Annotated in this window: 23 protein-coding genes; 7 read left to right on the forward strand and 16 right to left on the reverse strand. The window is 69.1% G+C overall.

What is annotated here, in order from left to right; translation table 11 throughout:
- Nucleotides 1-28: 28 nt before the first annotated feature.
- The 13 genes from LQ757_RS17775 to LQ757_RS17835 all read right to left on the reverse strand — a co-directional run bounded on the left by LQ757_RS17775 (nt 29) and on the right by LQ757_RS17835 (nt 13,097).
- Nucleotides 29-382: a hypothetical protein gene (locus LQ757_RS17775; RefSeq protein ID WP_231048606.1), complete on the reverse strand. Its 354-nt coding sequence runs from the start codon at nt 380-382 to the stop codon at nt 29-31.
- Between the two features lie 99 nt (nt 383-481).
- Nucleotides 482-823: a ferredoxin gene (gene fdxA, locus LQ757_RS17780; RefSeq protein ID WP_231048607.1), complete on the reverse strand. Its 342-nt coding sequence runs from the start codon at nt 821-823 to the stop codon at nt 482-484.
- Nucleotides 820-2,235 (reverse strand): FAD-dependent oxidoreductase, encoded by a 1,416-nt coding sequence (locus LQ757_RS17785; protein ID WP_231048608.1) that lies wholly within the window; start codon nt 2,233-2,235, stop codon nt 820-822. The genes fdxA and LQ757_RS17785 overlap by 4 nt, the downstream gene beginning before the upstream one ends.
- Nucleotides 2,236-2,338: 103 nt before the next feature.
- Nucleotides 2,339-3,151, reverse strand: coding sequence for a uroporphyrinogen-III C-methyltransferase (gene cobA, locus LQ757_RS17790; protein WP_231048609.1), 813 nt, complete (start codon nt 3,149-3,151; stop codon nt 2,339-2,341).
- The gene (locus LQ757_RS17795) at nt 3,148-4,179 is read right to left on the reverse strand and encodes an ABC transporter permease (protein WP_231048610.1); all 1,032 of its coding nucleotides are present in this window, start codon (nt 4,177-4,179) and stop codon (nt 3,148-3,150) included. Before LQ757_RS17795 ends, cobA begins: the two co-directional genes overlap by 4 nt.
- Nucleotides 4,169-4,912 carry an ABC transporter ATP-binding protein gene (locus LQ757_RS17800; RefSeq protein ID WP_231048611.1) on the reverse strand — a complete coding sequence of 248 codons (744 nt, stop codon included), beginning with the start codon at nt 4,910-4,912 and terminating at the stop codon, nt 4,169-4,171. Before LQ757_RS17800 ends, LQ757_RS17795 begins: the two co-directional genes overlap by 11 nt.
- A gap of 9 nt (nt 4,913-4,921) precedes the next feature.
- The gene (locus LQ757_RS17805) at nt 4,922-6,034 is read right to left on the reverse strand and encodes an ABC transporter substrate-binding protein (protein WP_231048612.1); all 1,113 of its coding nucleotides are present in this window, start codon (nt 6,032-6,034) and stop codon (nt 4,922-4,924) included.
- Entirely contained in the window at nt 6,031-7,383 is a 1,353-nt protein-coding gene (locus tag LQ757_RS17810) for a sulfate adenylyltransferase subunit 1 (protein WP_231048613.1), read from the reverse strand. Before LQ757_RS17810 ends, LQ757_RS17805 begins: the two co-directional genes overlap by 4 nt.
- Nucleotides 7,383-8,393, reverse strand: coding sequence for a sulfate adenylyltransferase subunit CysD (gene cysD, locus LQ757_RS17815; RefSeq protein WP_231048614.1), 1,011 nt, complete (start codon nt 8,391-8,393; stop codon nt 7,383-7,385). The genes LQ757_RS17810 and cysD overlap by 1 nt, the downstream gene beginning before the upstream one ends.
- A complete protein-coding gene (locus LQ757_RS17820; RefSeq protein WP_231048715.1) occupies nt 8,390-9,157 on the reverse strand; it encodes a phosphoadenylyl-sulfate reductase in 768 nt (255 codons plus the stop codon). Before LQ757_RS17820 ends, cysD begins: the two co-directional genes overlap by 4 nt.
- A gap of 35 nt (nt 9,158-9,192) precedes the next feature.
- Entirely contained in the window at nt 9,193-10,926 is a 1,734-nt protein-coding gene (locus tag LQ757_RS17825; RefSeq protein WP_231048615.1) for a nitrite/sulfite reductase, read from the reverse strand.
- Between the two features lie 382 nt (nt 10,927-11,308).
- Nucleotides 11,309-12,553 carry a DUF1254 domain-containing protein gene (locus tag LQ757_RS17830; RefSeq protein ID WP_231048716.1) on the reverse strand — a complete coding sequence of 415 codons (1,245 nt, stop codon included), beginning with the start codon at nt 12,551-12,553 and terminating at the stop codon, nt 11,309-11,311.
- 274 nt (nt 12,554-12,827) lie between these two features.
- A complete protein-coding gene (locus LQ757_RS17835; RefSeq protein ID WP_231048616.1) occupies nt 12,828-13,097 on the reverse strand; it encodes a hypothetical protein in 270 nt (89 codons plus the stop codon).
- Nucleotides 13,098-13,329: 232 nt separating this feature from the next.
- Between LQ757_RS17835 and LQ757_RS17840 the strand changes: the two genes are divergently transcribed.
- The 3 genes from LQ757_RS17840 (at nt 13,330) to LQ757_RS17850 (ending at nt 15,093) form a co-directional block, all read left to right on the forward strand.
- Nucleotides 13,330-13,980 (forward strand): uracil-DNA glycosylase family protein, encoded by a 651-nt coding sequence (locus LQ757_RS17840; protein WP_231048617.1) that lies wholly within the window; start codon nt 13,330-13,332, stop codon nt 13,978-13,980.
- Nucleotides 13,977-14,459 carry a hypothetical protein gene (locus LQ757_RS17845; RefSeq protein WP_231048618.1) on the forward strand — a complete coding sequence of 161 codons (483 nt, stop codon included), beginning with the start codon at nt 13,977-13,979 and terminating at the stop codon, nt 14,457-14,459. The genes LQ757_RS17840 and LQ757_RS17845 overlap by 4 nt, the downstream gene beginning before the upstream one ends.
- A gap of 223 nt (nt 14,460-14,682) precedes the next feature.
- Nucleotides 14,683-15,093, forward strand: a complete 411-nt coding sequence (locus tag LQ757_RS17850; RefSeq protein WP_231048619.1) for a hypothetical protein — start codon at nt 14,683-14,685, stop codon at nt 15,091-15,093.
- Nucleotides 15,094-15,184: 91 nt separating this feature from the next.
- Here LQ757_RS17850 and LQ757_RS17855 read toward each other — a convergent pair whose 3' ends face one another.
- From LQ757_RS17855 to LQ757_RS17865, 3 genes are all read right to left on the reverse strand, one after another.
- Nucleotides 15,185-15,628 (reverse strand): SRPBCC family protein, encoded by a 444-nt coding sequence (locus tag LQ757_RS17855; RefSeq protein WP_231048620.1) that lies wholly within the window; start codon nt 15,626-15,628, stop codon nt 15,185-15,187.
- A gap of 140 nt (nt 15,629-15,768) precedes the next feature.
- Entirely contained in the window at nt 15,769-16,317 is a 549-nt protein-coding gene (locus LQ757_RS17860; protein ID WP_231048621.1) for a hypothetical protein, read from the reverse strand.
- A 118-nt stretch (nt 16,318-16,435) separates the two neighbouring features.
- Nucleotides 16,436-16,873 (reverse strand): VOC family protein, encoded by a 438-nt coding sequence (locus tag LQ757_RS17865; protein WP_231048622.1) that lies wholly within the window; start codon nt 16,871-16,873, stop codon nt 16,436-16,438.
- A gap of 24 nt (nt 16,874-16,897) precedes the next feature.
- Here LQ757_RS17865 and LQ757_RS17870 point away from each other — a divergent pair, with 24 nt between their 5' ends.
- From LQ757_RS17870 to arfB, 4 genes are all read left to right on the forward strand, one after another.
- Entirely contained in the window at nt 16,898-17,386 is a 489-nt protein-coding gene (locus tag LQ757_RS17870) for a dihydrofolate reductase family protein (RefSeq protein ID WP_231048623.1), read from the forward strand.
- Between the two features lie 126 nt (nt 17,387-17,512).
- Nucleotides 17,513-18,529 (forward strand): alpha/beta fold hydrolase, encoded by a 1,017-nt coding sequence (locus tag LQ757_RS17875; protein WP_231048624.1) that lies wholly within the window; start codon nt 17,513-17,515, stop codon nt 18,527-18,529.
- Nucleotides 18,530-18,704: 175 nt separating this feature from the next.
- Complete coding sequence (locus LQ757_RS19490) at nt 18,705-19,649, forward strand: leucine-rich repeat domain-containing protein (protein WP_231048625.1); 945 nt, start codon at nt 18,705-18,707, stop codon at nt 19,647-19,649.
- 158 nt (nt 19,650-19,807) lie between these two features.
- Entirely contained in the window at nt 19,808-20,245 is a 438-nt protein-coding gene (arfB, locus tag LQ757_RS17885) for an alternative ribosome rescue aminoacyl-tRNA hydrolase ArfB (protein ID WP_231048626.1), read from the forward strand.
- The last annotated feature ends 81 nt before the right edge of the window (nt 20,246-20,326 follow it).

Genomic DNA, 20,326 nt, shown 5'->3' on the forward strand with positions numbered 1-20,326 from the left:
GCCCGGGCGGATCCGTCGCTGCGACGTTTCAGGCGTACGCGACGCTGAAGCGCTCGGCGCCCCGGGCGAGCACGCCGTAGATCGCGTGCACCGCGACCGGGTCGCCGACCCGGAGTGCGCCCGCGAACGCGTCGTGGTGCCAGACGCGCCGCGCCGTTCCGCCGTCGAAGTCGGCGATCGTCGCGAACCCCGCATCGTCGGTCGACACGACGAATCCGTCGACCCACTTGCTCGCGGTCGTCGCGGCGAGCCGGCGCGCCATCGCGTTGAGTCGGTGCCCGGGCCGGTCGCTCGAGCACTCGGTCGCCGACTCGCAGCCGCGCATGCCCATGACCGTGCCCGTGCGGGGCTCGGTGGCGGCGTGCGGCTCGCGGTGCGACATGATGGCTCCTCGTGGTTCGATTCCGCAACGATACGCGCGCGAACGGCGGATGTCGCGGCCGCTGTCACACGCGGAAACAGTGCGCGTTCAGTGCGCCGGTCAGTGCGCCTGGGGCGGCAGCGCGGCGATGACCGGGTGGTCCTTGGCGATGACGCCGACCTTCGCGGCGCCGCCGGGCGAGCCGAGAGCCTGGCTTGAGCCTGTCGAAATCTCGAAGAACTCGACGTTGGCCTTGTAGTAGTCGGCCCACATGTCGGGCAGGTCGTCTTCGTAGTAGATCGCCTCGACGGGGCACACCGGCTCGCAGGCGCCGCAGTCGACGCACTCGTCGGGGTGGATGTACAGCGAGCGTTCACCCTCGTAGATGCAGTCGACGGGACACTCGTCGATGCAGGCACGGTCCTTGACGTCGACGCAGGGCAGCGCGATGACGTACGTCACGAGGCGACCAAGGCGCCGGCGCGCGAGATCGCCACCTGCTCGTCGCGCGGCACGACCTTGATGCGCTCGCGCGAGACGGGGGCGTCGGATGCCTCGCCGAGGGCGCGCTCGTGCGCGTCGAGCTCGAGCCAGCCGGCCCACGTGGTGTACCGGATGTCGCGGCCTTCGAGCAGTCCGAGCACCTCGTCGCCGTCGGGCCCCGCCGAGACGGTGGGGGCGGGCAGCGCGCCCGCTGCGGCATCCGCCAGCAGGTTCGTGATGGTCTCGAGGGCGTCGCCCTTCGTGTGCCCGATGAGGCCCACAGGCCCGCGCTTGATCCACCCGGTGGCGTAGACGCCCGGGATCGGCGTGCCCGCGACATCCGTCACCCGGCCGCCGTCGTTCGGGATGACCGCGCGGTCTTCGTCGAACGGAACCCCGGGCACGGGCGAGCTCGCGTAGCCGACCGCGCGGTAGACGGCCTGCACAGGCACGTCGACGAACTCGCCGGTGCCCGCGACGGAGCCGTCGCCAACCGGCCGCGTGCGCTCGAAGCGCACCGCCTCGACGCGCTCGCCGCCGAGCACCTCGACGGGCGCGTGCAGGAAGTGCAGGTGCAGCCGGCGCGACGCCGTCGAGGTCCAGTCGGCGGACTTGCGCCAGCCGTTCAGGGTGCGCGTCATGACCTTGACCTGGTTGTTCGAGGCATGCAACTGCTCGGCATGCGGGTCGCCTTGGGCGCGCTCGAAGTCGTCGTCGTACACGATCACGTCGACGTCGGGCACCTCGCCGAGCTCGCGCAGCTCGATGGGCGTGAACTTCACGTGTCCGGGGCCGCGGCGACCGAACACGTGCACGTCGGTCACGGGCGACGCCTCGAGGCCCGCCACCACGTTCGCCGGGACATCCGTCGACAACAGGTCCTTCGGGTGCTTCGCGAGCACTCGCGCGACGTCGAGCGCGACGTTGCCGTTGCCGATCACCGCGATCGACTCCGCCTCGAGCGGCCAGTCGCGCGGCACGTCGGGGTGCCCGTCGTACCAGGCCACGAGGTCGGCCGCGCCGTAGGAGCCCGGCAGGTCGATGCCCGGGATGTCGAGCGGAGCGTCCTTCAGCGCACCGGTGGCGAAGATCACCGCGTCGTAGCGGTCGCGGAGCTCGTCGACCGTGACATCGCGGCCCACCTCGACGTTGCCGATGAGCCGGATCGTGCCCGCGTCGAGCATCTCGTGCAGCGAGTTGACGATGCCCTTGATGCGCGGGTGGTCGGGCGCGACGCCGTAGCGGATGAGCCCGTACGGCGCGGGCAGCGACTCGAACAGGTCGATCGCGACCTCGCCGCCGGCCTCGGCGACCTGGCGGTTCAGGATGTTGCCGGCGTAGATGCCGGCGGGGCCGGCGCCGACGATCGCGACGCGAAGGGTGAGGGTCATGAGGGCATGGCCTTTCGGTGGGGGGCGGAGCGGGTTGAGGAGGAGCGAAGCGACGTCTCGAAACCCGTGGGTTGAGGAGGGAGCGGAGCGACGTCTCGAAACCTCATCGGCGGGTTTCGAGACGGCGCCGGGGCGCCTCCTCAACCCACGGAAGGGGCGCGTACGGGCTGAGGGTCACGACGTCGCCGACCACGACGACGGCGGGCGAGCGGATGCCGCGACGCGCGGCCTGCAGCGCGATCGTGTCGAGTGTGCCCACAGTGACCCGCTGGGCGGGTCCGTAGCCGTCCTCGATGATCGCGACGGGGCAGTCGGCGCCGCGTTCACCGCGGCCGAGGGTGATCGCGGAGTTCGCGAGCGTGCCGATGCCCATGAGAAGCACGACCGTGTGGTCGCGTCCGCCGCCGAGCGACTGGATCTGGTCGTGGCCGGTGACCACGGTGAACGTCGTGGCGAGGCCGCGGTGCGTGAGCGGGATGCCCGCGATCGCCGGCACCGAGATCGCGCTCGTGATGCCGGGCACCACCTCGACGTCGACGCCGTGGTCGCGGCAGAAGGCGACCTCCTCGCCGCCGCGGCCGAAGATGAACGGATCGCCGCCCTTGAGGCGCACGACGTGCTTGCCATCGCGCGCGAGGGTGACGAGCAGCTCGTTGATGGAGTCCTGCGGCACAGCGTGGTGGCCGGGGAGCTTGCCGACGTCGACGACCTCGGCGGTGAGCTCGACGCCGTCGGCGGCGAGTCCGTCGAGCACGCCGCGCGCGCCGAGCCGGTCGGCGACGATCACGTCGGCGTCCTCGAGCGCCCGTAGCCCGCGGATGGTGAGCAGGCCCGCGTCGCCGGGTCCGGCGCCGACGAGCGTGACCCGCCCCGTCGGTCGAGCAGGCGCGCCAGCGCCGTATCGAGACCCGCTCATCGCGCCCGCTCCACGAGCAGGCCGCGGCGGCGGAGCATCCGGCGCTCGAGCGGGGCGAAGAACACGAGCTCGATGAGGATGCCGATCGCGAGGATAACGAGGATCGTGGCGAGCACCCCCGCGAGGTCGGCGAGTTCGCGGCTCTGGTCGAGCATGGAGCCGAGGCCGAACCCGATCGTGCCGCCGGTCGTGATGATCTCGGCGGCCATGAGCGAGCGCCACGAGAACGCCCAGCCCTGCTTGAGCCCGGCGACGTAGCCCGGCAACGCGGCGGGGAGCACCACGAGCGTCGCGAGGCGTCCCGGTCCGGCGCCGAGCACGGTGCCCACGCGCCGCAGTTGCGGCGGCACCTGCTCGACGCCGGCGATGAGGCCGTTCACGATCGACGGCACCGCGCCCATCAGCACGACGAAGTACACCGTGGCATCCGAGAGGCCGAACCAGATGATCGCGGCCGGAACCCACGCCACCGACGGCAGCACCTGCAGGCCTGAGATGATCGGGCCGACCGCGCGTCGCAGCGGCTTCGCCTCGGCGAGGAGGAGCCCGAGCGGCGTGCCGACGATGACCGCGATGAGGAAGCCGAGCACGCCGCGCTCGAGGCTCGTCCACACGGCCAGCTGCAGGCGACCCGACTCCCACGCGGTTCCGATGGCGCCCGCCACGTCGAGCGGGCCTGGGGCGAGATCGGGGCGGGGCTGGGCGATCACCACGTAGAGCTGCCAGGCGACGAGCAGCACGACGACGAAGAGGATGGGCGGAAGCACGCTCGTGGTGAAGCGGCGCCAGGCGCTGGGCCGTCCGTCGGCGGTGGTCTGCAGCCGGTCGAGGCCGGCCTCGAGGCTGCGGAGATCGTCGTGGTCGTGGGTTGAGGAGCCGCGCAGCGGCGTCGCGAAACCCGCCTCGGCCTCGCGCGCCCGGGTCTCGAGACGCTGGGTCTCGAGACGCTGGGTCTCGAGACGCGCCTCCGGCGCTCCTCGACCCGCTCCTCGACCCTCGGCTTCTTCAATCAGGGTGTCACGCGGCATTTCGGCGGATCTCCTTCCGGAGCTGTTCCGTGATCTCGATCGAGAGCGCCGCGACCTCGGGCGACTCGATGCGGCGCCCGGATGTCTCGGCGATGCGCCACTCGCCCGCGACTCGGCCGGGCCGGGACGACAGGAGGACGACCCGTTGCCCGAGCCGAGCAGCTTCGCGGACATTGTGTGTGACGAAGACGATGGTGCGGCCCGTCTGGCGCCATACGCGCTCGAGCTCCTCGTGCAGGAGGTCGCGCGTGATCGCGTCGAGCGCGGCGAACGGCTCGTCCATGAGGAGCACGGGCCTGTCCTGCGCGAGGGCCCGGGCCAGGGCGACGCGCTGGCGCATCCCGCCCGACAGCTCGTGCGGGCGCTTCTCGGCGGCATCCGCGAGGTTGACGACGTCGAGAAGTTCGAGTGCTCCGCTGCGACGGGCGGTTCGCGGCACTCCGCGCAGGCGCAGCGCAAGTTCCACGTTCTGCCGGGCGGTGAGCCACGGCATGAGGGCTGACTCCTGGAACATCACGGCGGCGCCTTCGGTGGGCGCGTCGATCGTGCCCGTCGTCGGCCGATCGAGCCCCGCGATGAGGTTCAGCAGCGTCGACTTGCCGCAGCCGGAGGCGCCGAGCAGGCAGACGAACTCACCCGACCCGATGTCGAGGTTCACGTCGTCGAGCACGAGGGGGCCGGCGCCGAAGCGCTTGCCGAGGTGCTCGATGCGGATGGCCGTCTGCCCGCTCATGGTCCGCTCCTATTGCTCGCCGAGGTCGCCGGCCGAGACCGGGTCGGCGCCGTCGCCTTCGAGCAGCCCGTTCAGCAGGCGCAGGTCGAAGAGCCCCTCGATCGAGCCGTCCTTCTGCGTGCCCGCTTCAAGTCCGTTCTCGACGAGCGTCGTGAACGTCTCCGCGTGCGGGTCGACCGAGAAGCTGACGTGCTCGAGGGCGCGCGTGATGACCTCATCGGCGAGCGGCTTGCCCGTCTCGGCCTCGAGGGCGGCGTTGATCACCGTGGGGGCGTCTGCGGCGTTCTCGTCGAGCCAGGTGACCGATGCCAGGTGGCCGTCGAGCAGCGCCTCGACGGTCTGTGGGTGCTCGGCGAGGAAGTCGGCGTTCACGAGCAGCACGGTCGTCGGGAAGTTCCCGCCCTCCCAGAGGTCGGCCTCGTCGACGAGCACCTGCGCGCCGGCGTCGACGATGAGCCGGGAGACCCACGGCTCCGGCAACCACGCGCCGTCGAGCCCGCCCTGCTGGAACAGGGTGAGGGTCTGCGCGTTCTCGGTCGGCGTGATGTGCACGTCGCCGCCGCCGGTGGTGTCGGTCTCGAAGCCCTCGTCGGCGAGCCACGAGCGCAGCGCGACATCCTGCGTGTTGCCCAACTGCGGCGTCGCGAGCGTCGTGCCTTCGAGGTCCTCCGGCGATTCGATGCCGTCGCGCACGACGAGCGCCGCACCACCGGTCGCGGCGCCCGCGACGATGCGCGCCGACTGACCGCCCGACTGGATGAACGTGTTGATCGACGGGTTCGGCCCGATGTACGTCGCGTCGATCGCGCCGGCCGAGAGCGCCTCGATCGCTGCCGGACCTGCGTTGAACACCTGGGTGCTCAGCTTCGTCTCGCCGAGGGCGTCCTCGAACAAGCCCTCCTCGAGGCCGACGAGCGCCGGCGCGTGCGTGACGTTGGCGAAGTAGCCGAGGCGCAGCTCTTCGGCAGGCGAACCGGCGGCGGCCGCGTCGTCCGCAGCGGTCTCGCCCGACGCGGACTGGGCGCTGCAGCCGGTGAGCACGGCTGAGGCGACGATCGCACCGGCCATCATCATTCCGCCGACCAGGCCGAGGCGGGAACGGACGCGGGATGTGGCGTTCATGCTGTTGCTCCTTCTGGGGTGGCGGTGCGGATGGGGGTTCCCGTCGCGGGTGCGGCGGGGTCGGTGACGATCGCGGCCGCGAGGGTCGCGCCGTCCTGCGGGTGGATCACGAGGAACGCACCCGCACGTCGGTGGTCGGCATAGGGCTCGACGGGGAGCTCGGCCGAGAGCTTGAGGGCCACCTGGCCGATATCGTTGGCCTCGAGCCGGTCGGCCGGCTCGAGCGCGAGCGTGGCGAGGTCGCGCCGACCGTGCACGGCCGTGACGAGCGCCTGCGCGGTGGAGGTGCCGGTCTTCACGAGCACGCGCGCACCGGGCACGAGCGGCCGTGGGTCGAGCTGGAAGACCGACGCGTCGAGCTCGCGGCGCGCGACGGGCAATGAACCGGATGCCGCGATCACGGCGCCGCGCGCCGCGTCGAGCTCATCGGCGAGCCGAAGCGACACCGATTGCGGCGCCGACGCGGAGTCGAGCTCGAGCGGACCCGCGTCGATGCCGACGACCGTGGTCGTCGCGCCGCCCGGGAACACCTGCACGGGATCGCCGACGCGCACGGTGCCCGAGGCGATGCGCCCGGCGAAGGCGCGGTAGTCGCGGAAGCGCTCGGGGTCGGCGACGTCGGGAGCGAGTGCGCCCTGCGGGCGGATGACGAACTGCACCGGCATCCGCAGCGCTTCGAGCTCGGTCTCGATCTCGTCGAGCGACGGGAGGGCCTCGAGCAGCTCGAGCAGCGCGGGCCCCTCGTACCAGGGCGTGTTCGCCGACCGGTCCACGACGTTGTCGCCCGCCAGGGCCGAGACCGGGATGACGTGCGCGCCGGGCAGGCCGAGCTCGCGCGTGAGCGCCGTGACCTCGTCGGCGACGCGCGTGAACGCCGCCTCCGCGTAGTCGAGGAGGTCGATCTTGTTCACCGCGACGATCACGTGCGGAACGCGAAGCAGCTGCACGACGGCGAGGTGGCGTCGGGTCTGCTCGAGCACGCCCTTGCGCGCGTCGACGAGCACGACGACGGCGTCGGCAGTGGTGGCGCCCGTGACCATGTTGCGCGTGTACTGCACGTGGCCGGGGCAGTCGGCGAGGATGAACGACCGGCGACCCGTGGCGAAGTATCGATAGGCGACGTCGATCGTGATGCCCTGCTCGCGCTCGGCGCGCAGACCATCGGTGAGCAGCGCGAAGTCGATCGCGCCGGGCTCGCCGCCGAAGCCGCGCTCGGCCGACGTCCGGGCGACGGATTCGAGCTGATCGGCGAGGATGGCCTTCGAGTCGTGCAGCAGGCGGCCCACGAGGGTCGACTTGCCATCGTCGACCGAGCCGGCCGTCGCGAACCGGAACAACGCGTCGCTCATCAGAAGTACCCGTCCTTCTTGCGATCCTCCATGGCGGCCTCCGAGATGCGGTCGTCGGCGCGCGTCGCGCCCCGCTCGGTGAGGGTCGACGTGGCCACCTCGCGCACGACGTCGGCGACGGATGCCGCGTCGGATTCGACCGCGCCCGTGCAGCTCATGTCGCCCACCGTGCGGTAGCGCACCCTGCGGCGCCCGATCGCCTCGCCGGGGAGGGCCGGCGAGACCTCCGAGACCGCGCGCCACATGCCGTCGCGGCGGTACACCTCGCGCTCGTGTGCGTAGTAGAGCGGCGGCAGCTCGATGCCCTCGCGCTCGATGTAGCGCCACACGTCGAGCTCGGTCCAGTTCGAGATCGGGAATGCCCGCACGTGCTGGCCCACGGTGTGGCGCCCGTTGTAGAGGTCCCAGAGCTCGGGACGCTGGTTGCGCGGGTCCCACTGGCCGAACTCGTCGCGCAGGCTCAGGATGCGCTCTTTCGCGCGGGCCTTGTCCTCGTCGCGGCGGGCGCCGCCGAACACGGCGTCGTGGCGTCCAGCCGCGATCGCGTCGAGCAGAGGCTGGGTCTGCAGCGGATTGCGGGTGCCGTCGGCGCGCTCCTGCAGGCGGCCGTCGTCGATGTAGTCCTGCACGGCGGCCACGTCGAGCCGGAGCCCGAGGCGCTCGACCGTGCGGTCGCGGAAGTCGATGACCTCGGGGAAGTTGTGCCCCGTGTCGACGTGCAGCACCGGGAACGGCACCTTCGCCGGCCAGAACGCCTTCGCGGCAAGGTGCAGCACGACCACGGAGTCCTTGCCACCCGAGAACAACAGCACGGGCCGCTCGAACTCGGCCACCACCTCGCGGATGATGTGGATCGACTCCGACTCGAGGGCGTCGAGCGTGGAGAGCGCCCGACTCGCGGGTTGAGGAGCGACCGAAGGACGCGTCTCGAAACCCGCCTGCGCAGACGGGTTTCGAGACGGTCGCTGCGCGACCTCCTCAACCCGCGGGTGTGTCGTGGTCTCGCTCATAGGTGCAACCCGCATTCCGTCTTCGCGAGGCCGGCCCAACGGCCCGACCTCGGGTCTTCGCCCGCGGCGACGGGCTTCGTGCACGGCTCGCAGCCGATCGAGGGGTAGCCGTGCGACATCAGGAGGTTCACGGGCACCTGGTGCGCGCCGGCGTAGTCGAGGAGCTCGTCGAACGTCCACGCCGCGAGCGGGTTGACCTTCACGAGTCCGTTGCGCTCGTCCCACTGCACGAGGGGCGTGTTCGAGCGGGTCGGTGCCTCCTCGCGGCGCACGCCCGTGAACCACACCTCGTACCCGCCGAGCGCGCGCTGCAACGGCTCGACCTTGCGGCGGGCGCAGCACAGGCCCGGGTCTCTCGCGAAGAGCTCGGCTCCGAACTCGGCGTCCTGCTCGGCGACGGTCTGCTCGGGCAGCACGTCGACAATGCGCACGTCGAGGGCGCGGGCGACCTCGTCGCGCGTCACGTACGTCTCGGGGAAGTGGTATCCGGTGTCGAGGAACAGCACGTCGACACCGGGCAGCTGCTCGGCGATGACGTGCGGCAGCACGGCGTCGGCCATCGAGCAGGCCACCGCTGCGGCATCCGTCGCGAAATGCTCTGCGACCCAGGCGACGACGTCGCCGGCGGATGCCTCGTGGGCGGTGCTGCTGCCGAGCTCGAGGTTGCCCGCCTCGGCGAGGGCCCGCAGCTCGTCGCGCGACCGCAATCCCGTCGGTCGAGTAGGGCGCGAAGCCCCCGTATCGAGACCCGTGGTGGTCTCCATGCGCTCCTCCGGCGCCCGACCGACGTTTCGCGCGCTCATCGCAGGGCCTCCTCGTCGGCTCGGTGCGCCCACTCGGCGAACGTCTCGTCGGCCGCGGCGTCACGCTCGTCGAGGAAGCGGGTGACGACACGGTCGACGTAGTCGGCGATGCCGTCGGCGGTCACCTTCAGGCCGCGTACGGTGCGGCCGAGACCGGCTTCGTCGCGGTCGCGCGAGGCGAGCCCGCCGCCGAGGTGCACCTGGTAGCCGGGAACCTGCTCGCCCGAGTCGTCCATGATGAGCTGGCCCTTGAGCCCGATGTCGGCGGTCTGGATCCGCGCGCACGAGTTGGGGCATCCGTTCACGTGCAGGCTGATCGGGTGCGGCAGGTCGAAGGCGGCCAGCCGCTCTTCGAGGTCGAGCACCGCAGCCGTCGCGTACGCCTTGGTCTCGACGATCGCGAGCTTGCAGAACTCGATGCCCGTGCACGCGATCGTGCCGCGGCGGATGAGGCTCGGTCGGGCCGACAGGCCCAGTTCGTCGAGGCCCTCGATGAGCGACTCGACCCGGTCCTCGGGGATGTCGAGGATGACGACCTTCTGGTGCGGCGTGGTGCGCAGCCGGGTCGACCCGTGGGCCTCGACGAGGTCTGCGAGCCGCGACAGGATCGGGCCCGACACACGACCGACGATGGGCGTCGCGCCGACGTAGAACCGTCCGTCCTTCTGCCGGTGCACGCCGACGTGATCGCCCTGCGCCACCGGCTTCGGCGCGGCCGGGCCGTCGGGCAGGGCGTAGCCGAGGTACTCGGTCTCGAGCACGTCGCGGAACTTTTCCGTGCCCCAGTCGGCGAGCAGGAACTTCAGGCGTGCCTTGTTGCGCAGGCGCCGGTAGCCGTAGTCACGGAAGATCTGCGCGACGCCGTGCCACGCATCGGCCACGCGGTCGGGCGACACGAACACACCGAGTCGCTCGGCCAGCCGCGGCGCCGTCGACAGGCCTCCGCCGACCCACAGGTCGTACCCGATGCCCAGCGACGGGTGCTCGACCGCGACGAACGCGACGTCGTTGATCTCGTGCACGACGTCCTGGCTGGCGTGGCCGGTGATGGCCGACTTGAACTTGCGCGGCAGGTTCGCGAGCGATTCGTCGCCGATGAAGCGGCTCGTGATCTCGTCGATCTGCGGCGTCGGGTCGATGAGCTCGTCGGCGGCGATGCCGGCGACCGGGGAGCCGAGGACGACGCGGGGCACGTCACCGCACGCCTCGGTGGTGCCGAGTCCGACGGCCTCGAGCCGGCGCCAGATCTCGGGCACGTCCTCGACGCGGATCCAGTGCAGCTGCACGTTCTGCCGGTCGGTGAGGTCGGCGGTGTCGCGCCCGAACTCGGTCGAGATGCCGCCGATGACCCGCAACTGCTCGGTCGTGAGCTGCCCGCCGTCGATGCGGACGCGCAGCATGAAGTACTCGTCTTCGAGCTCGTGCGGCTCGAGCGTGGCGGTCCTGCCGCCGTCGATGCCGGGCTTGCGCTGCGTGTAGAGGCCCCACCACCGGAACCGTCCGTGCAGATCGGTCGGGTCGATGCTCTGGAACCCGCTCGCCGCGTAGACCTTCTCGATGCGCTCGCGCACGGCGAGGCCGCCGTCCTCCTGCTTCCACACCTCGTTGGCGTTGAGCGGTGCCGTGCCGTCGACCTTCCACTGCCCGTGCGGACGGCTCGCCGGACGCGGCGCACGCTCGCCGGAACGAGCTGCCGGCCGGGCCGGCGCTTCGATCGTCTCCTGCGTCATGTCTCTCCTCGGTCACCGCGGGACTGCGGGTTTCGACCGAGGCTAGGCGGGTTCGTGCGAGGCCGGGGCGCGCGTCGTCACATCACGGCAAGGAAGGCAACACGGGGTCAATCGCGGCAATGCTGCGTCACAATCGGTTCCGCGCGCCGATCGACGCTATGCTCCGGCGCGGCCGCGAGCGGCGAGCACGAACGGATGTCGCGGGGCTGTTTCCTTCGCTGGCGGATGGCAGTGCTCCGCCACCGTCGTGGAACGCTGCTTCAACAAGCTCAACAGTGGCGCGGCATGCGATGCGCTCAGACAAGACCGCCCGGAACTACCACGCCGGGCTCTGTCTCGCCGTGACCCTGCACCGGCTCCAGACCACACCGATCGACGCTGCCTACACAGGGGTGACGGCGGGAGGTGCCCACGTGCCGTCGAGGATGCTGTCGTCCGGCCAGTAGGTGCGCAGGTAGACGGAGAACTCCTCGGCGGGGGCGGGGAGCCAGTTCGAATGCAGGCCCTCATCCTGTGGTGCATCACCGCCGACGAGGAGCGTGAGGGAGCCGTCGTCCCCGAAGGTGAGGTCCTTGTTCTTCGTGCCCAGCGAGTACCGGTCGAGGTCGTTGGGATGGAAGAAGTGATGCTTGTTGTAGACCGTCAGCGACCAGAAGCCGCGCACGGGCGGCAGCTGGTCCTTCTCGAACCGCACCGTGTAGGTGCGGGTGCCGTCGAGGCGCTCACCGTCCGCGTCGAGGTCCTGGTAGAAGTAGGTGGTCTCGGTGGGCGTGTTGACGAAAATGTTCGACTTACCGACGGCCAGGCGCATGAGGTAGTCGGTGCCGAACTGGGCGCCGTTGCGCTGCGTGGTCCAGTTGTGGGCGACCGGGATGCCGTAGTTGCGGAACTCGAACAACTCCTTCGCCACCGGGTCCGCGTCGATCGCGGCCTGACGGCACGCGGCGGCGATCTCATCGTCGTTCTCAGCTGCCGCCAGGACGGCACGGAACCACGAATACATGGCCTCCTCGCCGGGCAGCGGGGGGACCTCATCCAGCACCTCACCGAATGAGGCGAAGAACGTGGTCGGGTCGACCCACTGCGTCTCCTCCTGCCCGGATGTCGCGTTGGCCTCACCAAACGCCGGCGCCTGTGACCAGTCGGTGACCTTCATCGTCCCGTCGAAGTCCGCCAGCGGATACACGCTGATCTGGTTGAGGAACGGCTGTACGGACTCTCGGTCCTCGGGCGTATCGTCCATGAACACGCGCGGGATCACCACCCCGCACCGCGTGTCGTACCGGAACACCCCTGCGATCCCGTCCGGCACCGCTCCATCCCAGCCCTCCGGAGCAAGCAGATAGTGGCCCGGCTTCGTGCCATACATCTTCCCGAGCTCGACGAACGAGTCGGTGCGCTGGTTGACGACCTGATACACCCAGAACCGGTCGCCGAAATCGGGGACCTGGACAACGGCGGGGCCGAGGTTCGCGTCCAATGGGCCGAACCCGTAGACCACATCCTGGTTCGGGCACGCCACGATCCGCTCCTCCGGCCGGATGTAGTCGTGCAGCATGCCGACATGATTCGGCGGACCCGCGGGCACGATACCGGCCAACAAACCCGGGCCTGGTAGCTGCTCCATGAACACGCGCCGATTGTGGATATTCGCCAACGGCCATCCCCACAAGTACGCCAGCCTCGCTACCTCTGCCGCGTAGGCCGTCGTCACTCTCTGCTGAACCGTCATCGATGTCCCCCGGATCTACTCGAACGTCGTCAGCCTAGGACGCACTCACGGAAGGACACGACTGCCACGCGTCGAAACACGCCAGTGGGCTTGAGCAACACGGCTTAGTGGGCAGAACTCGGGTGTCTCGAATACGAGGGTTCTATCGACTATCATCGGGCCGGTCGACCTACCAGACGATGCCGCCCCCGACCGAGATGCCGCCCCACGTGAGCGCGATGAAGATCGCGGCGAACACGACGGGCGCGATGCCCTTGCCGCCGCGGGCGAGCCCCTTGAAGAGGGCGATCACTGCGAGGATTGCGGCGACGATCGAGAGGCCGCCGCCGAGGATCAGCCCGATGAACAGCGGGATGGGCATGAGCACGAGGCCGGCCAGCGCGAACCAGAACGCGGCCCAGGCAGCCGGATTGGAGCGGCGTTCAACGGAGGAGGACATGCTTCATTATCCGGTGTCCGCAGCCCGCGGCTCGTACGACCCACGCTGCGCCCGGAAGCCGATCCGCCACCGGACGTCCGCTGACGGACCTGCTATAGGGCGGCGCGCGTGGGGGTTTCGCGTCGTGGTGGCGCGACGTGCATGACCCTCACGCGGCTAGCCCGCCAGCGTTGGCAACGACGAGGGGTGGATGTCACAGGCATCCACCCCTTCGCCGTACTCTGAAACGACCATGACCGACGAGATCCGGCGGATACGCGACGCGATCGTCGCCGATGCGGAGAATGCGCGCTTCACCGAACTCGGCTGGCAGCCCGTCTTCGCGGCGGCGCCCGAGTCGCGCGTCCTGCTCGTCGGTCAGGCTCCGGGGCGTCGGGCGCAGGAGTCGGGCACCCCCTGGAACGATGCCAGCGGCGACACCCTCATCCGGTGGCTCGGTGTCGATCGCGCGACCTTCCACGACCCGAGTGCGTTCGCGATCGTGCCGATGGATTTCTACTTCCCGGGCAAGGCGGCCTCGGGCGATCTGCCGCCGCGACGGGGAATCGCGGCCACGTGGCATCCGCTGCTCTTCTCGCAGCTCACGAACCTTCGGCTGACCGTGCTCGTCGGCGCCCACGCCCAGCGCGCCTACCTGCCCGAGCGGCGGCCGACGCTGACCGAGACCGTTCGCCACTGGCGCGACTACGGGCCAGAGGTCTTCCCCGTCGTGCACCCGTCCCCGCGCAACATCGCCTGGCAGCAGCGCAATCCGTGGTTCGAGGCTGAGACGGTGCCCGCTCTCCGGGCCGCGGTCGCCGATGCGTTGAACCGAGAGCTGTCGGGGCGAGCACACGACAGTTGCCGCATCATGTCGGCGGCACCCGATACCGTCCGACCATGAGTGCGACTGACTTCGACTTCCTCCTCGGCACCTGGTCGGTGCAGCACCGGCGGCTGACCGATCCGCTCGATCCCGACTGCACCACCTGGGTCGAGTTCGCATCCGTCGCCGAGGTCGAAAGCATCCTCGGCGGCCTCGGCACGGCCGACCAGACCCGCGGAACGCTCGCCGACGGCACGGCGTTCGACGGCTACTCGCTGCGCCTCCACTCGCCCGAGACCGACGAGTGGTCGATCTGGTGGGCGTCGGCCTCGCGCCCGGGTGTGCTCGACGACCCAGTACGGGGCCGCTTCGACCGTGGCGTCGGCACGTTCATCGGCCCTGCGGAGCACCGTGGCACCGCGTTCCTCGCTCGATTCCGCTGGCTCGACACCGATGGCCCGAATCCCGTCTGGGAGCAGGACTTCTCGTTCGACGACGGCGCCACCTGGGCACCCGTCAACTGGCGGATGGTGCATACGCGGCGAGAGCCCGCCTGAGGCCGAGGACCGGCCTCGGCCCGCGACCGCTTCGCGCGGTGGGTTGAACCTGAACTCGAAGCGGATGCCGGTGTCGTCCTCGACGAACGCCGCGTAGTCGCGGTCGTTGAAGCGCGGGTACGGCTTCGGGTCGCGCACCGCCATCCTGCGAGCGAAACTGCCCGCTGATGGATAACAGCGGTCGCGATCAAGTACCCGGTTGCTCCTCGATATGCTCCCGAACATGCCAGATGTGAAACCGCTGCCCGACCGCACGAATCAGCGCAGATCGTCGACCGGGATCAGGTGGATAATCATCCTGGCTGTTGCCGGGCTCGTGCCGGCGTTCTTCCTCTCGGTCCTGCTCGCACTGAGCATCGATGAGTACCAGAGCTACAGCGCCGCGGCCGCGGAGTACGGCGATACCGCTGCCCTGCATGCGGACGAGGCCCTGTTCGGAATCCAGATCGGATCATTCCTGCTCGCTGTCGTGTGGCTGCTCGTCACGGGAATCGCCGCGGCGATCGCAGCTCGTACCACGTTGCCGGTTGTTCGCACAGTGCTGTTCGTCGGCGGTGGTCTCGCCTTGGGCGTAGGCCTGGTACTTTCCCTCGGCCTGACGATCGGGACCATACCTTTGGGTGAACTGACTTGAACTTCAGTGATCACCTTCCCGCACAACGGAAGGGCTCCTGACGGCACTTCCGACCGAATGACCACCCGGCAGGCGATCCGACAGCGGGCGGTCAGCTGAGCGCCTCGACGAGTTGCTTGTTTCGTCCAGCGATGAGTCGGCGAAGGTAGGGCACCAGCACCAAACGCTCCGCCAGCCGCCCAAGAAGGGGAGACGCCACCGTGATGGTGTCGACCATCCGTGAGCCACCGTCCACTTGTTCGAACGCGTGCACGTGGGTGAATGCCTTGAAGGGGCCTTCGACTTGTTCGTCGACGAACCGGTGTGGTCGTTCAAGTGCAGTGATCTTCGACGTCATGGTGAACCAGATGCCGAAGTGCCGGGCTCGCCACGTCACGGTCTCGTCAAGGCCGATGCGACCTGATGTGACACCCGCGATCGCACGCTCGCCCGATCGCGCCATCGATTCAACATGCGAGTCGATGTCGAGCGAGATATCGAAGAGCGAGCCAGCCGCCACGGAGGATTCGGTGACGAGCGTAAAAGTGGAAACCACAACAACATTCTCCGCGACCAGCCGCGCGTCGCCGCTCGGGGATCCACCTGCGGACGTCCGTTGGCGGACCAACCACGGGCAACGCGCCGATCGAGATGAGCGAGCCAGCAGCGTGGGCTTCGCTCAGAAAGTCCGCTCGCTCAGCCGAGTGCGGCGGAGCCGAACGCCGGGAAATCCGGGGCGACGTAGTTCAGCACCGTGAGCGTCCGTATCGCAGGCATGTCCGAGGCGCCGCGCACCTCGATCTCCTGCGTTGGGGCCATCGGATCGATCGACGCGATCTCGTAGCCGTCCTCGGCGGAACCCCAGTGGCCTTCCGCATCTTGAAGCAACGGGTCCTCTTTGAGGTACAAACGAAGGTCGGAGCCCTCTCCGGTGTCGAAGTCCTCAAGGATCACCCAGACTGAGCCATCTGCACGGCGCTCGATCCGGGCGGTTCCACTTGTCTCCGTGGCTTGCGAGACGAAGAGCCCGGTGAGGGGCAGCTGCTGCTCGAACTCGCTGACCGCCGAGGATACCGGAGCCGTAGATGCGGACGGGATGGGCGCATTCGTGCGGGTCGTCGGCGATGTGGGCACCGGATCCGTCGCGACCGTGCATCCGCTCACCGCAACCGCCACCGCCACCGCCACCGGAAGCCCGAGCGCGCCGCTCCCCCGAATTGCCCGCATACGGCCCATATCGCCCACCCTAGAGGCTCCTCGGCGCCGAACATGCGAAGCTCGGCAGGTGGGCGCTTCGCCGTTCGTCAAGCCATCATTCACTAGGCTGAGCGGTCCCGCGAGACAGTGCCTCCGGGCGAGCGACCTACGCGTCCGGCGACCCGCCGAACCAGGCCTGCTGCGTCGCGGCTGCCCCGTTGTCGGGCTCGGTGCTCGTTGTCGGCTGGGAGATCTCCCACTCGAATCCGAAGGGATCGAGTGCACTGAAGACCCGTGCACCCCAGGGTTCGTCGCGCGGCTCGCTCGTGAGCTCGCCGCCGGCCTGCTCGAAGTACCGACGGCTGTGCTCGAGGTTCTCGACTATCAGCCCGATGACGACGCCGAGGCCCCGTGGGCCGCGCCGGATGCTCTGCTCGCGATCTGTGTCGGGGAACGGCAGGCCCTCGAGTGCGTCAACGATGAGGCTGACTCCTTGACCCTCGAGGATAGCCAGGACCGGGCGACCCTCATGATTGGGAATAGTCGCGGTGGGTTCGAAGCCGAGGCCCTCATAGAAGCGTCGCGCGGCTTCAACGTCCTCCACGCGAAGACCGATGCGAAAGCGAATATGGGGCATACTCACCTGGCCAGCCTAAACATCGCGTGCCAGTTTTCGGCGACGGGCCTGGCGCTGTACGGGCGCAAGCTGTGGGAGACGATGAGCTCCCACTGGCCGACCGCTGACAAGCAGCCGGGTGCCACACCGGCGGCGATCGAGTTCGCTGGCCGCTGGCGAGACATGCCGAAGGTGGTGTTCTCCTCCACGACCAGCACGGTCGACTGGAACACCCGTCTGGTCACCGGCGACGCGGTCACCGAGATCACCCGGCTCAAGGTCGACGACGGAGGCCCCATGGAAATCGGCGGTGCCACACTCGCCGCGGCGGCCATGCGGGCCGGGCTGATCGACGAGTACGCGATCGTCACCCATCCGGTCCTGGTGGGCGGCGGCACGCCGTTCTTCACAGCCCTGGACAACTGGGTGAACCTGAGCCTGCTCGAGACCCGGACGTTTCCCGACGGCGTGGTGCTGGCCAGGTACGACACCAGGCGCTGAGTGCCCGACGGCTCGGCCCGGGCTTCGGGCCGGTGGCCCGGGTGGCGGGCTGCCCATGGAGCACTGACCGGTCGATCAACGGGATGAGGAGCGTAAACACAACCCGACGCCTCACTCGCAACTCGGGTGTCTCTGGCGTCGACCACCGGTGTGGGGGATCATGGCCACTATGGGTGGGCCGCTCAGTGGTCGCCATGGGGAGGGCCAATGGCCGCAACGGAACGCGAGACGGGGCGTAGGCGAGCCGCCTGGCTCATCAGCGCATTCGCCCTGCTCGCTGCGATCGGTGCGGCAGGCGCTCTCGTGGCTCGGCGCAAACGCGCGAGCGTCGATGTGTCCACGCCTCGGGTTTCAGTCACCGCCAACGGAATGGAGTACACGGTGCTCGGTCACGGGCGCAAGACGATCCTCTTCATCCCCGGCGGGCCCGGAAGTGAAATCCCGACGGGCGGCCTTGCGAGGAGGGGAATCCTTGCGCAGCTCCAGCCGTACGCGGAGGCCGGGTACACGGTGTGGCAGGTGTGCAGGCGACGCAACATGCCCGAGGGCCACACGGTCGCCGACATGGCAGACGACTACGCGCGGTTCATCCGCGACGAGCTCGGTGGACACGTCGACATCGTCATCGGCGAATCCTATGGCGGGATGATCGCGATCTACCTCGCGGCCGAACATGCCGCCCTGATCGGCCGCGTGGTCCTCGCGCTCGCCGCTGCGACGATCACGGAACGCGGACGGGAACTGGACCTGCGATGGGCTCGTGCGCGCGCAGAGGGACGGTTCGGCGATGCCGGTGCGATCGCCCTCGAGTACGTCCTCCCCGGTGACGAGATGGCGGGACTGCGGCGCCGGCTCGGCCCGCTTGTCGGCCGAATGTTCGCGAGTTCGCACACCCCTCCCGACGACCTTATCGTGGAGGCAGAGGCCGAAGCAGCCTTCGACGCCCAGGCTGTGCTCGGGCATATCGCGGTGCCGGTCCTACTACTCTGCGGCGACAACGATCAGTTCTTCACACCCGATATCGTCAGGGAGACAGCGGCGGGCATCCCTGACTGCACTTTGGTCTGGTTCGAGGGCATGGGGCACGTCCGCGCTGCCATGAGCGGTCGCCTTCCACGCGAGATCCTCGCCTGGATTCAGTGAGTGCTTCGACGTATCGCTCGGATCTGGCCCGCGCCCTCCATGAACCTTGAGCTGCGGCATCCCTACCGGCCGCGCGATGGGCGTGAGGATGGACGCGGATCAACTGGGTCGAGACCCTTCTCTGGACCCCTGTCAACTCGAGCCGGGCCGCCGTGGGCGCGGATACCCTAGCGTCGTGCGATCATCTCGACAGTCAGCCTGGCAAGCGGTAACGCTGCTCGCGGCGGTATGGGCGGTGGCAGTTCTCAGCGGCTGTGCACCAGGCTCCGAAGGCACGACCCTGGTCGAACCGGCCTCCGTCGAACCGTCGACCACTCCCACCTGGCCGCCGACCCTACATACGGATGGCACGGTGGCGGGTTGCCTTCAATACAGCATGGCCCTCTTCGGCGTCGACGATCCTGAACGGCTGACCGAGGTGGATTGCAGCGGGATGACGACCCTCGATGGGATCGAACAGCTCGCTGCACTTCCGAATCTCACCGCGCTGAAATTCATCGATAACCCGAAGCTCACCGATTTCGCCCAGCTGGCCGAACTGGCCGGCCATCCCACCCTCGACACCCTCTGGCTGGTGAATAATCCGTACCTGAGCGATCTCAGCTCGCTTGCAGGGATGACCGGTCTCACCTACCTCGAGGTGACCGACAGCCCGCTCGCCGACCTCAGTCCGCTGAGGGAACTGACAGGCCTCAGCAAGCTGACCCTCGCCGGCTTGGGCAACCTCGCCGACATCAGCCCGGTGGCCGACCTGACCGATCTCACCGACCTCGTGCTGTCCAGGAATCCTGCTGTCACGGACCTCTCCCCGTTGGCCCGGTTGGCCGGCCTCAGCAGGCTCCTTGTAACGGAGAGCCCGGACTTGACCGACCTCACACCGCTGGCCGAGTTGACCGGCCTGATCGAGCTTCACCTGACAACCGATGTGAGTCTGTCCGACCTGACCCCCCTTGCCGGGCTGACGAACCTCGAGCGGCTCTACCTCTACGGAAACACGTCCCTCACTGATCTCTCCCCGTTGTCCGGACTGACCAACCTCACCGAGCTCGACCTGAGTGGCTCAGCAGTCCAGGACGTCAGCCCACTGGCCGGACGAGAAGGACTGTTCATCATTCAGTGACGCGCCTGTGAATCCCTTCGACCCATCCATCGAGCAAATCCGGGCGACACGAGGGGCACCAGACGCCGGCGAGGCAGCCCGGCCAGCTGGATGTCGCTGATGCCCCAGTCGCGGATCCGTGTGCGGGCGCATCTCGAGCGCAAGAGGATGATGGATCCATGCCCGCTGCGCACCGTCCCGGTCTTCGGATCGACTCAGGACTCACCATCCCCGAGTCCGAGCTGTCTTGGCGGTTCTCGCGGTCATCCGGTCCCGGCGGGCAGGGTGTGAACACTGCCGACTCCCGAGCGGAACTCGTGTGGGATGTCGCAGGCTCGGCCGTCCTCTCTTCGCTCCAGCGGGAGCGGCTCCTCGAGCGTCTGAGTGGTCGCGTTGTCGACGGAGTACTGACGATCACAGCATCTGAGCACCGCGCTCAATTGCGCAACAGGAATGCTGCGCGCGCTCGGCTCGCCGCCGTCGTGGCCGACGCGCTGCGGCCGCCGTCACCGTCGCGACGACCGACGAGTCCGAGTCGGGGTGCCAAGGAAAGGCGTTTGGAAGCGAAGAAGCGGCGCACCGACGTCAAGCGACTGCGTCGCCCACCTCACGACTGACCACCCGCCGGATTCGTTGAGGGATCCCTCGCGGGGCAGCGTCATCATCGCCTCCGAGTGAGCGTCACCCAATGGTCATCG

This window comes from Agromyces cavernae (genome assembly GCF_021044935.1).
Lineage (GTDB): Bacteria > Actinomycetota > Actinomycetes > Actinomycetales > Microbacteriaceae > Agromyces > Agromyces cavernae.